This window comes from Nitrospirillum amazonense (assembly GCF_007828045.1).
Taxonomy (GTDB): Bacteria; Pseudomonadota; Alphaproteobacteria; order Azospirillales; family Azospirillaceae; genus Nitrospirillum; species Nitrospirillum amazonense_C.
In genome coordinates this window covers 88,845-104,422 of the sequence record NZ_VITN01000002.1, presented here as the reverse complement: position 1 = coordinate 104,422, position 15,578 = coordinate 88,845, and the positions used below count along the sequence as shown (strand labels likewise).

Genomic DNA, 15,578 nt, shown 5'->3' with positions numbered 1-15,578 from the left:
ACCGACTGGACGAACGATCGATGTCGACCGCATCCGCCCACAACAAATCCATGACGTCGCTGGCCCCGATCGTCGTCATGCTGTTCTTCGCCTGGGGCTTCGCCACGTCCATCGTGGACGCCGTGATCCCCAAGCTGAAGGAACAGTTCTCGCTGAACTACACCGAGGCGATGCTGGTGCAGTTCGCCTTCTTCCTGGCCTACTTCGTCGTGTCGGTTCCGGCGGGCGCGCTGCTGGCACGCCTGGGCTATTTGCGCGGCATCGTCGCCGGCTTGGTCATCATGACCCTGGGCTGCCTGCTGTTCGTGCCGGCCTCCAGCATGGGGCTGTTCGTTGCCTTCCTGCTGGCGCTGTTCGTCATGGCCGGCGGCATCACCGTGCTGCAGGTGGCGGCCAATCCGCTCATGTCCCTGTTGGGGCGGCCTGAGACGGCCTCCAGCCGTCTGAACCTGGCGCAGGCCTTCAACTCCCTTGGCACGACGCTGGGGCCCATCCTGGGCTCGGTCTTCATCCTATCCAAAGCGGCGGATGGGGATGCCAGCGCGCGCGGCGTGCATGTGCCCTTCCTCATGATCGCGGCCCTGCTGGTGGTCCTGTCCATCCTGTTCTGGTTCCTGCGGGGCCGTGAGGGGGCCTCCACCGACCAGCAGTCAGGCAGCGGCCTCAGCCTGAAAGTGCTGCGCCACAGCCAGCTGGCTCTGGGCGTGGTTTCCATCTTCGTCTATGTCGGGGCGGAGGTGTCCATCGGCAGCGCCATGGTGAACTACCTGACCCTGGACCGCACGCGGGACGTGGCATCGGACTTCGGCACCTGGGTCGCCGGCCTGATTCACCTGCATGATGTGCTGAACACACCGGAATCCAAGGCTGCCGTGCTGGTCAGCCTGTACTGGGGCGGCGCCATGATCGGCCGCTTCATCGGCTCCGTCGTCCTGCGCTTCGCCCGCCCCGGCATCGTGCTCATGGCCTGTTCGCTGGCCGCCGCGCTGCTGGTCAGCCTGTCCATGGCCAGCAGCGGCACGGTTGCCATGGCCACCATCCTGTCGGTGGGCCTGTGCAACTCCATCATGTTCCCCACCATCTTCACCATCGCCATCGATGGGCTGGAGGAAGAGACGCCCCAGGGTGCCGGCATGCTGTGCCTGGCCATCTTCGGCGGGGCCGTGGTGCCCATGATCACGGGCAAGGTCGCCGATCTGACCAGCTTGGTGCTGGCCTTCATCGTGCCGGTGGCCTGCTACTTGATGATCGCCGGCTACGGCCTGCTGACCGGCCTGCACCTGCTGTCGGGCAAGCCCGCCGCCAAGACCGGCGGCGCCCCCCGCGCGGTGTCCATGCACTGACGCGTGTGGGCTTTTTGACGTGACGATCGGCGGCGTAGGGCACCCCTGCGCCGCCGAAGTCGTTTCAGGCGGTCAACAGGGCCAGAAGCACCGGCAGGGTGACGGCCGCCGCCAGGGTTTGGAAGGTGATGATGCCGGCCATCAACGGGGCGTCGCCGCCCATCTGCCGGGCCAGGACATAGGCGCTGACCGAGGTGGGCAGGGCGTTGTACAGCACCACGGCAACGAAGGCGTTGCCCTGGACACCCAGCACCTTGGCCAGCAGCGCCGTGATGACGGGCAGGACGGCCAGCCGGGCCATGCTGCTGATGGCCACCGCCACCTTGGCGCCGCGGATGGCGGAAAAGCCCAGGCCGGCGCCCACGGCCAGCAGGCCCAGCGGCAGGCTGGCCTGGCCCAGCACGGCCATGACGGGCGATACCACCGGAATCTGCCGGACGCCGGCCAGGTTCAGGGCGGCGCCCACGATGACGGAACAGACCAGCGGGTTGCTCAGGATCTGCCACAGGGTGCGCATGGGATGGCGCTTCATGCCGGCCGGCATGTCGCCGTGGCGCTGCATCACCAGGATGCTGAGGATGTTCACCGTGGGCATGCAGAACAGCACGCCGATGGCCATCAGGGCCGTGCCGTGCGGGCCCAGCAGCGCGGCGCCCAGGGCCATGGCGACGTAGGTGTTGACCCGCACCGCCCCCTGGAAGACCGAGGTGTAGGCCGGATCGCTGCCCGACAGGCGGCGGCAGCTCAGTTGCAGGCCGGCGCTCAGCAGCAGGATGCCGCCCACCAGCGCGCCGCCCATGGCCCAGATGTCCATGCCCGACAGGTCGGTCTTGGCGGTGCCGTCGATCAGCAGGGCGGGGAACAGCAGGTAATAGATCAGCCGTTCGGCCGCACCCCAGAAGGCGGCGTCGATCAGCTTGAAATGCCGCAACCCGAAGCCGATCGCGATCAGCAGGAAGGTGGGCGCCAGCGCCGTCAGGACCTGCAGCATGCCTGGTCAGTCGTCCAGATCGTCATCTTCCACTGCCGGGTCACCCCCGGCCGCATCACCCCCCGCTTCGTCACGGGCGGCCAGGGCGGCGCGCGCGGCCTCGGCCGCCATGAAGTCCAGGGCGCCCTGAAGGATGTAGGCCGCGGCCATGCGGTCGACCACCTCGTCCCGGCGTTTGCGGGTCATGTCCCACTCGATCATCATGCGGCTGACGGCCGAGGTGGACAGGCGCTCGTCCCAGAAGGCGATCTCGGGCACTGGGCCGCCCAGCAGCTGGGGCTGTTCGATCAGGTTCTGGGCGAAGCTGCGGGCCGATTGGGCGGCCGGGCCGTCGCTGCCGTCCATGTTGCGGGGCAGGCCGATGACGAAGCCGGCGACGTTGCGGCCGCGCAGCTCCTTGGCCAGGTCCTGCACGTCGGTCGTGAACTTGCGCCGCATGATGGTGCCGACCGGCGAGGCCACGGTCAGGCCGGGATCGGAGATCGCCATGCCGATGGTTTTCGAGCCCAGATCCAGGCCCATCAGCCGCCCGCCGGGGGGCAGCTGGGCCTTGAGGTCCCTGATGTTGCGGATCGCCATACCGGGTGTTACCTTCCGCGCCGCCCGGGGGCCGGCGGCATACGACACGCCGCCTGTCATCGCCCCCGTGGCTCCTTATTCCGAAGGAGAGACTTAGCACCATGTCCCTCGACAAGGCCACCGTGGCGAAGATCGCGCATCTCGCCCGCATCAAGGTCCCGGACTCCGATCTGGAGCAACTGGCCGGCGAACTCAGCACCATCATGACGTGGGTGGAAATGCTGGGCGAGGTGGACACCCAAGGCATCGAACCGATGACCAGCGTGGTCGCGGCCAACCTGCGCCGCCGCCCCGACGCCGTGACCGATGGCGGTTATCCGGAAAAGGTGGTCGCCAACGCCACCGATGCCACCGAGAATTTCTTTTCCGTGCCCAAGGTTGTCGAGTGATGACGAAGCTGACCCACCTGACCATGGCCGACGCCTTGGCCGGCTTGGCCGCCAAGGAGTTCACCGCCGTCGAGCTGACCCAGGCGCACCTGGACGCCATGGCGGCGACCAAGGAGCTGAACGCCTACATCATCGAGACGCCGGACGCGGCGCTGAAGCAGGCGGCGGATGCCGACGCCCGCTACGCCAAGGGCGGGCAGCGGGCTCTGGATGGCCTGCCCCTGGGCATCAAGGACCTGTTCTGCACCGAGGGTGTGCAGACCACGGCCGCCAGCCACATCCTGGACGGCTTCGTCCCGCCGTATGAGAGCACGGTCACCACCCAGCTGTTCCGCGACGGCGCCGTCATGCTGGGCAAGCTGAACCTGGACGAATTCGCCATGGGCTCGGCCAACATCACCAGCCATTACGGCCCGGTGATCAGCCCGTGGTCGCCCAAGGACGCGGCCGGCAATTTCACGCGCAAGCTGGTGCCCGGCGGCTCCTCGGGCGGATCGGCCGCCGCCGTGGCCGCGCGCCTGGCGCTGGGCGCCACCGGTACCGACACCGGCGGCTCCATCCGCCAGCCTGCCAGCTTCGTCGGCATCGTCGGTATCAAGCCGACCTACGGCCGTTGCTCGCGCTGGGGTATTGTCGCCTTCGCCTCGTCCCTGGACCAGGCTGGCCCCATGACCCGCACGGTGAAGGACGCGGCCCTCATGCTGCGCTCCATGGCCGGCTACGATCCCAAGGACAGCACCTCCATCGATGTGCCGGTGCCGGACTATGCCGCCGCGCTGACCGGCGACATCCGCGGCCTGCGCGTGGGCATTCCCAAGGAATACCGTGTCGACGGCATGCCGGCGGAAATCGAGCGGCTGTGGCAGCAGGGCATCGAATGGCTGAAGGCCGCCGGCGCCACGCCGGTGGAGATCAGCCTGCCGCACACCAAGTACGCCCTGCCGGCCTACTACATCGTGGCCCCGGCCGAGGCCTCCTCCAACTTGGCCCGTTATGACGGCGTGCGCTTCGGCCTGCGCGTCGAGGGCAAGGACCTGAAGGAGATGTATGAGAACACCCGCGCCGAGGGCTTCGGCGCCGAGGTGAAGCGCCGCATCATGATCGGCACTTACGTGTTGTCGGCCGGCTACTACGACGCCTATTACCTGAAGGCGCAGAAGGTGCGGGCCCGCATCGCCGAGGACTTCACCAAGGCGTACGAGCAGTGCGACGTCATCCTGACGCCCACCGCCCCGTCGGCCGCCTTCGGTATCGGCGAGAAGATGGACGACCCCATCGCCATGTACCTGAACGACGTCTTCACCGTGCCCGCCAACCTGGCGGGCCTGCCCGGCCTGTCGGTGCCGGCGGGCCTGAGCGGCGAGGGCCTGCCCCTGGGCCTGCAGGTGCTGGGCCGTCCGTTCGATGAGGCCACCGTGTTGAAGGTCGGCCACGTCATCGAACAGGCCGCCGGCCCGCAGCCCCTGCCGCCGCTGGTGTCGTAAAGGCTGTTCCGGTTCCGGAATGAAGAAAGGCGGCGTCCTCGCGGGCGCCGCCTTTTTTCTTAGGACCGGCGCTTGGACCGACGCCGCAGCGCCATGCCCAGGTCAACGGCGGACGCGACTATGAAGATCTCGACCGCGTGCCGGACGAGGGCGCCGTCGTGGACATTCTCAAAGGCGTCGGCACCGGCGCACAGGGCGGCCATGATCAGGCCCGAGACCATCGACCAGCCGATCTCGGCCAGCGTCGGCCGGATCACTTGAACCCCGCCACCTTCAGCGCCTCATCCGGGTTGCCCTTGTCGCAGCGGCCGGGTTGGTCGGCGGGGCTGTCGGTCAGGTGGGCGGCGTCCAGGGCGGTGGTGCCGTCGTCGGCGGCCTTCAGGGTGAAGGTGATTTGGGTCAGGAAGGCGGCCTTGCCCGTGCCCAGCACGGCGGACTGGCGCGCCGCCTCGCCGAAGTCCGCGGCCAGGGCGTCGCACAGGGCCTTGCGCGTCACGCCCTTGCCCGTGGCCTCGGCCAGCAGGGTGCCGGCTTTGCTGCTGGCCAGCGTCTTCACCATGGCGCCGGCCTGGGCATAGTACTGGTCGGCGGACAGGCCGCTGCAATAGCCGTGCTTCTGCCATTCATGCAAGGTGAGGCCGGAGGCGATGCCGGGCATGACCTCCGCCAGGGTGCCCTGGACCGATGGCGACAGGGGCGGCAGCACGCGGTCCTTCCAGGTGGGGTCGTTGTCCTTGGCGGAGAGGGAGCAGGCGCTGCTCCACTGCGGCCACAGGCCGTGCAGGGTCAGGTGGGTGGCGCCGAAGCTGGTGGCGCGGTCGCCGGCGGCACACTCCGGATGGCCATCGCCGTGCAGGTAGCAGAACTCCGGCTCCCAGCTCAGCACGAACATGTAAGTGTGATGGCCGGGCGTCTGCTTGTCGCCGGGAACCGACGCGCCCCCGGCGGCATCGGCGGCCAGGGCGGTGCCCCCGGCCAGGCAGGTGGCCATAACCAAGGCCGTTGCGGTGTTCCGAAGACCCTTGCGCATCGCGTGCATCTCCCCATCCGGTTTGCCCTTATGGAGTGTGGGAACGCGCGGCCGCCGTCAAGGGGAAATAGGTCCAAAAGGGGAACAAAAGGAATAGGCCTGGCGATGGCGGCCAAGCCTATTCGGCGTTGTCGGGATCTTAAGGTGTCAGGGCGTTCTGCGGAACAGGCCTGCCAGGAACTGCAGCAGGAACAGGAAGACACCGATGCCGACGATGATGCGCAACACCTCTGCCAGGATGGGCGGCAGCAGGGTCACGGCCAAATCCACCAGCATGATGATCAGCAGCAGACTGAGGATGGCGTAAAGGATGTTGCGGAGGGGGGCGTTCATGGGGCGATCTCTCTCGTCAGGGAACCGGGATGGGAGCCGGTCCCAGGCTTGGGCAAGTGGATGCCCGGCAGGCGGGCATGGCGGACGGTGGCCACCAGCACCTGGCCCATGAAGGCCAGGAAGACCAGGCCCACCAGCAGCGGCGGCAGCGCGCCGATGACGGGGGGCAGCACCTGCATGGTCAAATCCGTCAGGGGAACCAGCAGCAGAAGAACGACGGTGACCGACAAAAGGTTGCGCAGGGCGTTCAGCACGGGCGACCTCCAGACCTTCTTAGACGGCCCCCAGCGGCGCATCTCACGATCCATTCGGAAGGGCCCACCGGGCCTTCCCCTGGTAACAAATCGGGAAATAGCGGGGCCCGTTGCCGTGGCAACTGGCAGGCGGGCCAAAGCGCTAAGGGCCGTGCCGGAATGCCTATCCACCCGCCTGGCGGGTCGAGGATGGGAATATCCGGCCTGCCGTACGGCATGACCAAAGGCGGCGGGTGGAGAGGCGAGACCGTGTCTTCGGCCGTTCGGCCTATGACCTGCGTCAAATGGCCCAGCCGGTCGGTGGGCACCTGCCCAACCCTCCGCCGGCCGTCCGGGAAAGCCCGTCGATGGGCCGGCCGCCCGGCACATTCCAAGGAAAACGACCGTTCCGGCGCCGGTGCACGCGGTGCGGTGTAATCAAATCGACACCGCGATGGTACGCAAACCATAAAATTTGGAATCGTCTCCAGTAAATCCGGCGACGCCTGCGCTGAAATGGCCCATTGCCCTGGTCCTGCAAAGGTGCGATCCCGCGTTTCCTTGGTTTTTGCGGTGCACCGTGTGGGTGCGTCATCGCGACGCGGCTGTTTAGGCCTTCCCCCGTTTGCCCGCGACTGTGGCGTGGAGTGTCTAGGGTGCCTTCTTTCCGCTTTCTTCCCAGTCCCGGTCGCGGGCTGCAGTGGCTGGGGGCCGCCTTGCTGGTGGCCGCGGTCGTGGGGATGATCGTGATCAGGGAAAGCGATGCGCGGCCGGCCTCGCCGCCGCCCCAGCCCGAGGCCACCCCCGGCACCTTCCAGGTGACGCCGGGCCAGTGGGCGACGCTGGGCATGGAAACCGTGGCCCCGCACCCCTTCCAGACCCACATCGACACCGATGGCCGGGTGACGGCCAATGATGAGGCGACGACGCCGGTCTATTCCCCCGTTTCCGGTCAGGTGGGCACGGTGACCGCCCGCGTGGGCGACCCTGTGGCCAAGGACTCGGTGCTCATGACCGTGGACGCAACCGACATGGCGCAGGGGCGCGGCGACCTGGCGACCGCCGCTTCGGCCGCCGCCGCGGCGGATGCCCAACTGCGTCAGGCCCGCGTGACGGAACAGCGCCAGCGCGACCTCTACCAGGCCGACGGCGGCGCCCTGAAGGATTGGCAGCAAGCCCAGGTGGACCTGGTGACGGCGGAAACGGCCGCCCGCACGGCGCAGGCGACCCTGGCCGCCGTGCGCGACCGGCTGCGCGTGCTGGGCCGCACCCCGCAGGAGATTGCGGCCCTGGCGCATGAGGGTGCCGCCCTGGCGCCGACGCCGGTGCGCGCACCCGTGGCCGGCACGGTGCTGCAGCGCCAGGTATCCCCGGGCCAGTACGTCAATGGCGCGGCCAACGGCGGCGCCGTGGCCTTCACCCTGGCCGACCTTTCCACCGTCTGGCTGCTGGCCAATGTGCGCGAGGCCGACGCCCCGGCGGTTGCCGTGGGGCAGGAGGTGGAGGCGCGCGTGCCCGCCTATCCGGCCCGGGTGTTCCGGGGCCGGGTGACGGCGGTCGCGCCCGCCATCGACCCAGCCACCCGGCGCCTGGCGGTACGCGTCACCCTGGACAACGCCGACGGCGCCCTGAAGCCGGAGATGATGGCCACCGTGCGCCTGGCCTCCGCCCCCGCCGCCCCGGCCCTGGCCGTGCCGGAACGGGCGGTGATCCATGAGGGCGACGTGTCGCGCGTCTGGGTGGCCGACGCCGCCCGCCACGCCTTGGCGTTGCGCCCCGTCACCCTGGGACGGCAGCAGGACGGCCTGGTGGAGGTGCTGGACGGCCTGAAGGCGGGGGACAGCGTGGTGACCAAGGGCGCGCTATTCATCGATCGCGCGGCGCAGGGCGACTGAGATCATGAACAAGGTCGTCATTTTCGCGCTGCGCCAGCGCGTGCTGATGCTGGCGGCGCTGGCCGTCCTGCTGGTGGTGGGTGTGGGCGCCTTCCTGCGCCTGAACATCGAGGCCTATCCCGATCCGGTCCCGCCCATGGTGGAGATCGTGACCCAGAACAGCGGTCAGTCGGCCGAGGAGATCGAACGTTACATCACCGTGCCCATCGAGGTGCAGATGGCCGGCATCCCCCATGTCACGGCCATCCGCTCCGTCTCGCTGTTCGGGCTGTCGGACATCAAGATCCAGTTTACCTACGACTTCACCTATGACGAGGCGGTGCAGCGGGTGACGAACCAGCTGTCGCAGCTGTCCAACCTGCCGTCGGGTGTGCAGCCGGCCATTTCGCCAGAAAGCCCCATCGGCGAAATCCTGCGCTATCAGGTGGTGGGGCCGCCGGGCTATTCCGTCACCGACCTCAAGACCCTGCAGGATTGGGTGCTGCAGCGTCGCTTCAAGGCCGTGCCGGGGGTCATCGACGTGTCCGGCTGGGGCGGCAAGACCAAGGCCTATGAGGTGACGGTGGACCAGCGCAAGCTGACCGCCTACGGCCTGACCATTCCCGGCGTGCTGCAAGCCCTGAACAACGCCAACATCAACGTCGGCGGCCAGACGGTGAACATCGGCGACCAGGCCATGGTGGTGCGCGGCGTGGGCCAGATCCATTCGCTGGACGACATCCGCGGCACCCTGCTGGCGGCCAACAACGGCGCGCCCGTCCTGGTGGGCGACGTCGCCACCGTCACCGTGGGCAACCAGCCGCGCCTGGGCATCGCCGGGCGGGACGGCCAGGACGACATCGTCCAGGGCATCGTGCTGATGCGCCGGGGGGCGGAGAGCAAGCCCACCATCCTGGCCGCCAAGGCGGAGATGGAGAAGATCAACAATTCCGGCATCCTGCCGCCGGGCGTGTACCTCAAGACCATCTACGACCGGTCGGACCTGATCGACCTGACCACCCATACCGTGCTGCACAACATGGTCACGGGCATCGTCCTGATCTTCTTCGTGCAGTGGCTGTTCCTGGGCGACCTGCGCAGCGCCGTCATCGTGGCGGCCACGGTGCCCTTCGCCCTGTTCTTCGCCATCCTGATCATGACCCTGCGCGGGGAATCGGCCAACCTGCTGTCCGTCGGCGCCATCGACTTCGGCCTGATCGTGGACGCCACCGTGATCATGGTGGAGAACATCTTCCGCCACCTGGCGCAGCCGCCCAAGGAGCGGTTCGCCAAAGCCTCCATCCTGCACAGCGTGCGGCAGGACGTGATCCTGAAGGGCCGGTTCGGCGTCATCGCCAACTCCGCCGTCGAGGTCAATCGCGCCATCTTCTTCTCCGCCGCCATCATCATCGCTGGCTTCGTGCCCTTGTTCACCCTGTCGGGGGTGGAGGGGCACATCTTCGGCCCCATGGCCAAGACCTATGCCTACGCCATCGCCGGCGGCCTGATCGCCACCTTCACCATCTCCCCGGCCTTGAGCGCCATCCTGTTGCCCGAGCAGGTGCGGGAGCATGACACGGTGGTGGTGCGTGTGCTGCACCGCCTCTATCCGCCCCTGCTGCGCCTGGCCCTGGCCAACCGGCGCCTGGTGCTGGCCGTGGCCGGCGCGCTGATGGTGCTGGCCATCGTCTGCACCCGCTTCATGGGCATGGAATTCCTGCCGCACCTGGAGGAGGGCAACCTCTGGATCCGCGCCAACCTGCCGCTGTCCATCTCGCTGGAGGCGGGGACCGAGGCGGTGGACGGCATCCGCCGCATCATCAAGGATTATCCGGAGGTGGAGACCGTCATCTCCCAGCATGGGCGTCCCGATGACGGCACCGACGCCACCGGCTTCTTCAATGCCGAGTTCTTCGTGCCGCTGAAGCCCTTCGACAGCTGGCCCGAAGGCTGGGACAAGGAACGCCTGACCCGCGATATCGAAGCCAAACTGAGCGAGCGCTTCCCCGGCATCGAGTTCAACTTCTCCCAATATATCGAGGATAATGTGGAGGAGGCGGCCAGCGGCGTTAAGGGTGAGAACTCGGTCAAGCTGTTCGGCAACGACCTGGAAACGCTGGAAAAGACCGCCAACCGTATCAAACAGGTGATGTCCACCGTGCCGGGCGTCACCGACCTGGGCGTCTTCAAGTCGCTGGGCCAGCCCACCATCAAGATCACGGTGGACCGGGCCAAGGCCGCCCGCTACGGCCTGTCCACCGGCGACGTCAACGCCGTGGTCCAGGCCGCCATCGGCGGGCAGGCGGCTGGCAACCTGTATGAGGATGGCAGCGACCGCAATTTCCCCATCATGGTGCGCCTGTCGCTTGAGGATCGCGGCAGCCTGGACGCCATCCGCCACATCACCGTGGGGACGACCGCGCTGGGCACCGGGACCGCACCCATCCCCCTAGCCGACGTGGCCGATATCCGCATGGTCTCCGGCGCGTCCTTCATCTATCGCGAGGGACAGGGACGCTACATCCCCATCAAGTTCAGCGTGCGCGGCCGCGACCTGGGCAGCGCCGTGCTGGAGGCGCAGCAGAAGGTGGCGGAGCAGGTGCAACTGCCCGGCGGCTATCGCCTGGAATGGGTGGGTGAGTTCGGCAACCTGCAGGACGCGGTGCGCCGCCTGGCGGTGGCCGTCCCGGTCAGCCTGGCGCTGATCTGCGTGCTCCTGTACCTCAACTTCGCCTCCATGACCGACACCCTGCTGGCGGCCAGCGTCATGCCCATGGCGCTGGTCGGCGGCATCTTCATCCTGGCCGCCACCGGCACGCCCTTCTCCATCTCCGCCGCCATCGGCTTCATCGGCCTGTTCGGCATCTCGGTGATGGAGGGCATCATCGTCATCTCTTACTTCAACCAGCTGGTCCACGCCGGCATGGAACGGGCGGCGGCGCTGGTGAAGGCGGCGGAGACGCGCCTGCGTCCCGTCATGATGACCTGCATCGCCGCCTGCGTCGGCCTGCTGCCGGCGGCCCTGTCGCACGGCATCGGATCCCAGGTCCAGCGGCCGCTGGCCATGGTGGTGGTGGGCGGCATCCTGCTGGCGCCCATCCTGATTCTGGTGGTGCTGCCGGTGCTGATCAGCCTGTTCTCCAGCCGCACCGCGCTGCCCATGCGGGATGGCCCGGTCCAGGTGGGGGAGGCTGAATGATGCGCCACGTCCTGCCCATCCTCCCCGCCCTGCTGCTGGCGGCCTGCGCCGTCGGTCCGGACTACCGGACACCAGCCGCCCCGCCGCAGACGGCGCTGGCCCCGCCGCCCAAGCTGCCGGACCAGAGCCTGTTGGCCGGCCGCGACATTCCGGCCGACTGGTGGGTGCTGTTCAAATCGCCGGCCCTGGACGGGCTGGTGCGTGAGGCCATGGCCCACAACGCCGACGTCGCGGCGGCGCAGGCGGCCCTGCGCGTGGCGCGCGAAAACGCCTACGCCAACGCCGGGTCCTTCCTGCCCAGCATCGACGCCAGCTTCCAGGCCACGCGGCAGAAGGACCCCACCGGCACCGTGGCGCCCACGGCGGCCAACAACGCGCCGCAGCTGAACCTGTTCACCCCGCAGCTGTCCGTATCCTACAGCCCGGACCTGTGGGGCGGCACCCGGCGCGGGCAGGAGGCGCTGGACGCCACCACCGAGGGCCAGCGCTTCCAGGTCGAGGCGACGTACCTGACCCTGACGTCCAACGTGGTGGTGGCGGCGGTGACGGAGGCCAGTCTGCGCGGGCAGGTCGGCGCCACCCGGTCCATCATCGCCGACGCCGGCAAGGCCCTGGCCATCCTGCGCCGCCAGCGGGACCTGGGCCAGGTCTCGGCCGCCGACGTGGCGGCGGGGGAGACGGCGCTGGCGCAAGCCGAACAGACGCTGCCGCCCCTGGAAAAGCAGCTGGAACAGCAGCGCCATCAGCTGAATGCCCTGCTGGGCCGCATGCCGGCCGACCCGACGCCGGAAACCTTCCAGCTGGGCGATCTGGCCCTGCCCGCGGAGCTGCCCTACAGCCTGCCGGTCCGGCTGGTGGAACAGCGGCCCGACATCCGCCTGGCCGCCGCCAACCTGCATGTCGCCAGCGCCAATGTCGGCGTGGCCGTGGCCAACCGCCTGCCCAACCTGACGCTCAGCGGGGCGGCAGGGTCCAGCGCCTCGGCGTTGAACAGTCTGTTCACCGCCGGCAACGGCTTCTGGAATTTCGGCGCCAGCCTGACCCAGCCGGTGTTCGAAGGGTTCAGCCTGGCGCATAAGGAAAAGGCGGCGCGGGCGGCCCTGGACCAGGCGGCGGCGCAGTACCGGTCCGCTGTGGTCCTGGCCTTCCAGAACGTGGCCGATACCCTGTCGGCGCTGAAAAGCGACGGCGATGCCCTGGCGGCGGCGCAGCGGGCGGACGCCGCCGCCGCCCATGCCATGGACCTCGCCCGGCGGCAGCTGGCCCTGGGGGCGGCCGCGCCCTCGGCCGTGCTGGCGGCGCAGCAGGCGGCGGCGCAGGCGCGCCTGACTCTGATGCAGGCCCAGGCGGCCCGTCTGATGGACACGGCCGCCCTGTTCCAGGCCTTGGGCGGCGGCTGGTGGAACGTGCCGCCAGCGGAGGAGGGGGGCGAGCCCGGCCACGCCGCCCCGCCCGATGGGGGCCTCATCACCCGGTAACCTTCGACGGTTCATTTGGTTAACCATCCGGAAACCCATTCCTGGCACCGTGTGTCGCAGGGACGATTTGTCACAGGCGACGGCGGGGCTGGCTTTGCGGAATTTTTCCTTAAGAACCGGATTATGGGCGGTGGCGCTGTTGGCCACGGCCGGTATCGCGCCCGCCTTCGCTGAAGAGGGGGGCTTGCGCGAATTCGCGCCCGACCGACCGGACAAGACCGACGGCCCCTACACGATCGATCCTGGCCATGTCCAGGTCGAGACGGACATCATCAGCCATAACCGCGACTTCTATAACGACGACGGCACGCGCAAGCACGAGTCCGTCTTCATGGCGCCCAATATCCGCATCGGCATCTGGGACGACACGGAAGTCGACATCATCACCCCCGCCTACACCGTCATGGGCCTGTCGGAGCGGAACGGCAGCCACACCCGGTTGCACGGCTGGTCGGACATGACCGTGCGCGCCAAGATCAACCTGTGGGGCAATGATCGCGAGGGCACGACCGCCCTGGGCCTGATCCCCTTCGTGAAGCTGCCCACGGCCGCCACCGCCTACGGCAATGGCGCCTTCGAGGGCGGCATCGGCGTGCCCTTCGCCATCAAGCTGGGTGGGGAATGGGAACTGGGCACGCAGACCACGCTGGCCGTGAACCGCAACGCCATCGGCGACGGCTACGATCCCGACCTGACCTTTTCCGTCAGCCTCAGCCACCCGTTGGGCGAGGTGCTGGACGGCTATATAGAGCTGTATGGCGAGCGGCAGACCGGCCCCGATGCCGCCACCGTCGCCACCTTGGACTTAGGCGTGACCTATCAAGTGACGCCGAACTTCTCCGTGGATGGTGGCGTGAACATCGGCCTGAGCAAGGCGGCCGATGATGTGAACCCCTTCATCGGCTTCACCATCCGCTTCTGATTTTTTGACTTGGATTTCGTGACCGAACCCGGAGGCCCGCGATGAAACTGGCGCACAAACTGACCCTGTCTTCGGCCATGACCGTGCTGATGATCCTGCTGATCGCGGGGGTCTTCACGCTGACCCTCAGCTGGTTGGCCGAGAGCAAGGCGACGCTGACGGACACGTCCGGCGTGGCTTCCAAGTCGGTGCGCGCCGTATCGGCCGGCAACGACCTCTACGCCATCGTCGCGGACGCGGAGATCAACCACAACCTGGATGAGACCCGCAAGGACTGGGCCGAGAAGAAGCAGGGCATTCTGGCCATGTTCAAGGACCTGCGCGCCGAAGCCGACCTGCCGGAGGAAAAGGCCGCCCTGGACGGCGCCGAGGCGGGTTTGCGCGACTATATGGCCATCTTCGAGCAGCAAATGCTGCCGGCGCTGGAGAAAACCGATGCCTTAACCCCCGCCATCCGTGAGCTGGACGGCAAGGTGGACGAGGCGCGCGACCAGATGACCCAGAACCTGGAGAAGATGGCGGCGCTGAACCTGCAGCAGTCCGAGGATGCGGAGAGGGCCTTCGACGCCGCATCCACCAAGGGCCGCGTCCTGGGCTTCGCCTTCGCCGGCATCGCCATCGTGTTGAGCCTGGTGCTGTCCTGGGTCACGGGGCGGTCCATCACCCGGCCCGTGGATCTGCTGCGCGGCGTCATGGAGACCATGGCCGGCGGCGCCCGGCAGGTGGATGTGCCCGGCGTGGCGCGCGGGGATGAGATCGGCGCCATGGCCCGCGCGGTCGAGGTGTTCAAGGAAAGCCTGATCAAGGGTGACGCGCTCGCGGCCGAACAGGCGACTTTGAAGGCGGAGGCCGAGGCCCAGCGCAAGGCCGCCATGGCCCGCGCCGCCGACCATTTCGAGGCGACGGTGCGCGCCGTGGTGGACAAGGTGGCGACGGCCGCCGCCGACATCCAGACGACGGCCCGCGAGTTGGGCACCGCCGCGGAAGAGAGCCTGCGCCAGACCACCACCGTTTCGGCCGCCGCCAGCCAGTCCGCCGGCAACGTCCGCACCGTGGCGACGGCCAGCGAGGAGTTGTCCTCCTCCATCGGGGAGATCAGCCGCCAGGTGGAGAATTCCGCCGTCGTGGCCCGTGAGGCGGTGGTCCAGGTGGACGCGACGCGCGGCACGGTCGATGGCCTGGCCGAGGTGGCCAACCGCATCGGCGCCGTGGTCCAACTGATCAGCGACATCGCCGGGCAGACCAACCTGCTGGCGCTGAACGCCACCATCGAGGCGGCACGGGCGGGTGAGGCCGGCAAAGGTTTCGCCGTCGTGGCGTCCGAGGTGAAGGCGCTGGCGACCCAGACATCCCGGGCCACGGATGAGATCGCCGCCCATGTCGGCGCCATCCAGGGCGCCAGCGGCCAGGCGGTGACGGCCATCAGCGATATCGGCGCCACCATCCGCCGCATCGACGAGATCGCCTCCATCATCGCCGCGGCGGTGCAGGAGCAGGGCGCCGCGACCCAGGCCATCGTCAGCAATGTGGGCGAGACGGCGCGGGCGACGGAGGAGATCACCGAGAACATCTACGGCGTCAACGAACGCGCCGGCAAGACCGCCCGCAAGTCGGCGGAGGTCGAGGCCTCTTCCACCGAGCTGACCGGCGAGGCCCAGGTGCTGCGTGCGCAGGTCGATGCCTTCCTGGCCCAGCTGCGCGCGGCGTAGCCGCAGGGGCATTC

The 15,578-nt window shown here is 68.4% G+C and carries 14 protein-coding genes; 8 read left to right on the top strand and 6 right to left on the bottom strand.

Translation table 11 applies throughout. The annotated features are described in order from the left end of the window. Nucleotides 1–20 precede the first annotated feature (20 nt). Entirely contained in the window at nucleotides 21–1,343 is a 1,323-nt protein-coding gene (locus tag FBZ89_RS02965) for a sugar MFS transporter (RefSeq protein ID WP_211115088.1), read from the top strand. 64 nt (nucleotides 1,344–1,407) lie between these two features. Here the strand turns inward: FBZ89_RS02965 and FBZ89_RS02960 are convergent, their stop codons facing one another. Both FBZ89_RS02960 and ruvX read right to left on the bottom strand, forming a co-directional pair. Continuing rightward, nucleotides 1,408–2,334 carry an AEC family transporter gene (locus FBZ89_RS02960; protein ID WP_145748558.1) on the bottom strand — a complete coding sequence of 309 codons (927 nt, stop codon included), beginning with the start codon at nucleotides 2,332–2,334 and terminating at the stop codon, nucleotides 1,408–1,410. A gap of 6 nt (nucleotides 2,335–2,340) precedes the next feature. Next, on the bottom strand, nucleotides 2,341–2,913 hold the full coding sequence (gene ruvX, locus FBZ89_RS02955) for a Holliday junction resolvase RuvX (protein WP_145748557.1): 573 nt from the start codon (nucleotides 2,911–2,913) through the stop codon (nucleotides 2,341–2,343). A gap of 101 nt (nucleotides 2,914–3,014) precedes the next feature. Between ruvX and gatC the strand changes: the two genes are divergently transcribed. Continuing rightward, nucleotides 3,015–3,302: an Asp-tRNA(Asn)/Glu-tRNA(Gln) amidotransferase subunit GatC gene (gatC, locus tag FBZ89_RS02950; RefSeq protein WP_145748556.1), complete on the top strand. Its 288-nt coding sequence runs from the start codon at nucleotides 3,015–3,017 to the stop codon at nucleotides 3,300–3,302. Further along, complete coding sequence (gene gatA, locus FBZ89_RS02945; protein ID WP_145748555.1) at nucleotides 3,302–4,786, top strand: Asp-tRNA(Asn)/Glu-tRNA(Gln) amidotransferase subunit GatA; 1,485 nt, start codon at nucleotides 3,302–3,304, stop codon at nucleotides 4,784–4,786. The genes gatC and gatA overlap by 1 nt, the downstream gene beginning before the upstream one ends. 59 nt (nucleotides 4,787–4,845) lie before the next feature. On the opposite strand, the gene FBZ89_RS02940 is transcribed toward gatA, so the two are convergent. The 4 genes from FBZ89_RS02940 to FBZ89_RS02925 all read right to left on the bottom strand — a co-directional run bounded on the left by FBZ89_RS02940 (nucleotide 4,846) and on the right by FBZ89_RS02925 (nucleotide 6,403). Continuing rightward, the gene (locus tag FBZ89_RS02940) at nucleotides 4,846–5,043 is read right to left on the bottom strand and encodes a hypothetical protein (protein ID WP_145748554.1); all 198 of its coding nucleotides are present in this window, start codon (nucleotides 5,041–5,043) and stop codon (nucleotides 4,846–4,848) included. Beyond that, nucleotides 5,040–5,816, bottom strand: coding sequence for a ribonuclease T2 family protein (locus FBZ89_RS02935; RefSeq protein WP_186457164.1), 777 nt, complete (start codon nucleotides 5,814–5,816; stop codon nucleotides 5,040–5,042). The genes FBZ89_RS02940 and FBZ89_RS02935 overlap by 4 nt, the downstream gene beginning before the upstream one ends. Before the next feature lie 147 nt (nucleotides 5,817–5,963). Beyond that, the gene (locus FBZ89_RS02930; RefSeq protein ID WP_040845379.1) at nucleotides 5,964–6,149 is read right to left on the bottom strand and encodes a hypothetical protein; all 186 of its coding nucleotides are present in this window, start codon (nucleotides 6,147–6,149) and stop codon (nucleotides 5,964–5,966) included. Next, the gene (locus tag FBZ89_RS02925; protein ID WP_145748552.1) at nucleotides 6,146–6,403 is read right to left on the bottom strand and encodes a hypothetical protein; all 258 of its coding nucleotides are present in this window, start codon (nucleotides 6,401–6,403) and stop codon (nucleotides 6,146–6,148) included. Before FBZ89_RS02925 ends, FBZ89_RS02930 begins: the two co-directional genes overlap by 4 nt. Before the next feature lie 701 nt (nucleotides 6,404–7,104). Here FBZ89_RS02925 and FBZ89_RS02920 point away from each other — a divergent pair. The 5 genes from FBZ89_RS02920 (at nucleotide 7,105) to FBZ89_RS02900 (ending at nucleotide 15,564) form a co-directional block, all read left to right on the top strand. Beyond that, entirely contained in the window at nucleotides 7,105–8,277 is a 1,173-nt protein-coding gene (locus FBZ89_RS02920; RefSeq protein ID WP_246172047.1) for an efflux RND transporter periplasmic adaptor subunit, read from the top strand. A gap of 4 nt (nucleotides 8,278–8,281) precedes the next feature. Beyond that, on the top strand, nucleotides 8,282–11,455 hold the full coding sequence (locus FBZ89_RS02915; RefSeq protein ID WP_145748550.1) for an efflux RND transporter permease subunit: 3,174 nt from the start codon (nucleotides 8,282–8,284) through the stop codon (nucleotides 11,453–11,455). Next, entirely contained in the window at nucleotides 11,452–12,933 is a 1,482-nt protein-coding gene (locus FBZ89_RS02910; RefSeq protein WP_145748549.1) for an efflux transporter outer membrane subunit, read from the top strand. The genes FBZ89_RS02915 and FBZ89_RS02910 overlap by 4 nt, the downstream gene beginning before the upstream one ends. 130 nt (nucleotides 12,934–13,063) lie before the next feature. Then, the gene (locus FBZ89_RS02905) at nucleotides 13,064–13,855 is read left to right on the top strand and encodes a transporter (protein WP_186457163.1); all 792 of its coding nucleotides are present in this window, start codon (nucleotides 13,064–13,066) and stop codon (nucleotides 13,853–13,855) included. 41 nt (nucleotides 13,856–13,896) lie between these two features. Then, nucleotides 13,897–15,564 (top strand): methyl-accepting chemotaxis protein, encoded by a 1,668-nt coding sequence (locus FBZ89_RS02900; RefSeq protein ID WP_145748547.1) that lies wholly within the window; start codon nucleotides 13,897–13,899, stop codon nucleotides 15,562–15,564. Nucleotides 15,565–15,578 lie beyond the last annotated feature (14 nt).

Bases quoted from the DNA above. Each gene is read 5' to 3' on its own strand.
- FBZ89_RS02965 (WP_211115088.1), top strand. From the start codon at position 21: ATGTCGACCGCATCCGCCCACAACAAATCCATGACGTCGCTGGCCCCG.
- FBZ89_RS02960 (WP_145748558.1), bottom strand. From the start codon at position 2,334: ATGCTGCAGGTCCTGACGGCGCTGGCGCCCACCTTCCTGCTGATCGCG.
- ruvX (WP_145748557.1), bottom strand. From the start codon at position 2,913: ATGGCGATCCGCAACATCAGGGACCTCAAGGCCCAGCTGCCCCCCGGC.
- gatC (WP_145748556.1), top strand. From the start codon at position 3,015: ATGTCCCTCGACAAGGCCACCGTGGCGAAGATCGCGCATCTCGCCCGC.
- gatA (WP_145748555.1), top strand. From the start codon at position 3,302: ATGACGAAGCTGACCCACCTGACCATGGCCGACGCCTTGGCCGGCTTG.
- FBZ89_RS02935 (WP_186457164.1), bottom strand. From the start codon at position 5,816: ATGCGCAAGGGTCTTCGGAACACCGCAACGGCCTTGGTTATGGCCACC.
- FBZ89_RS02930 (WP_040845379.1), bottom strand. From the start codon at position 6,149: ATGAACGCCCCCCTCCGCAACATCCTTTACGCCATCCTCAGTCTGCTG.
- FBZ89_RS02915 (WP_145748550.1), top strand. From the start codon at position 8,282: ATGAACAAGGTCGTCATTTTCGCGCTGCGCCAGCGCGTGCTGATGCTG.
- FBZ89_RS02910 (WP_145748549.1), top strand. From the start codon at position 11,452: ATGATGCGCCACGTCCTGCCCATCCTCCCCGCCCTGCTGCTGGCGGCC.
- FBZ89_RS02900 (WP_145748547.1), top strand. From the start codon at position 13,897: ATGAAACTGGCGCACAAACTGACCCTGTCTTCGGCCATGACCGTGCTG.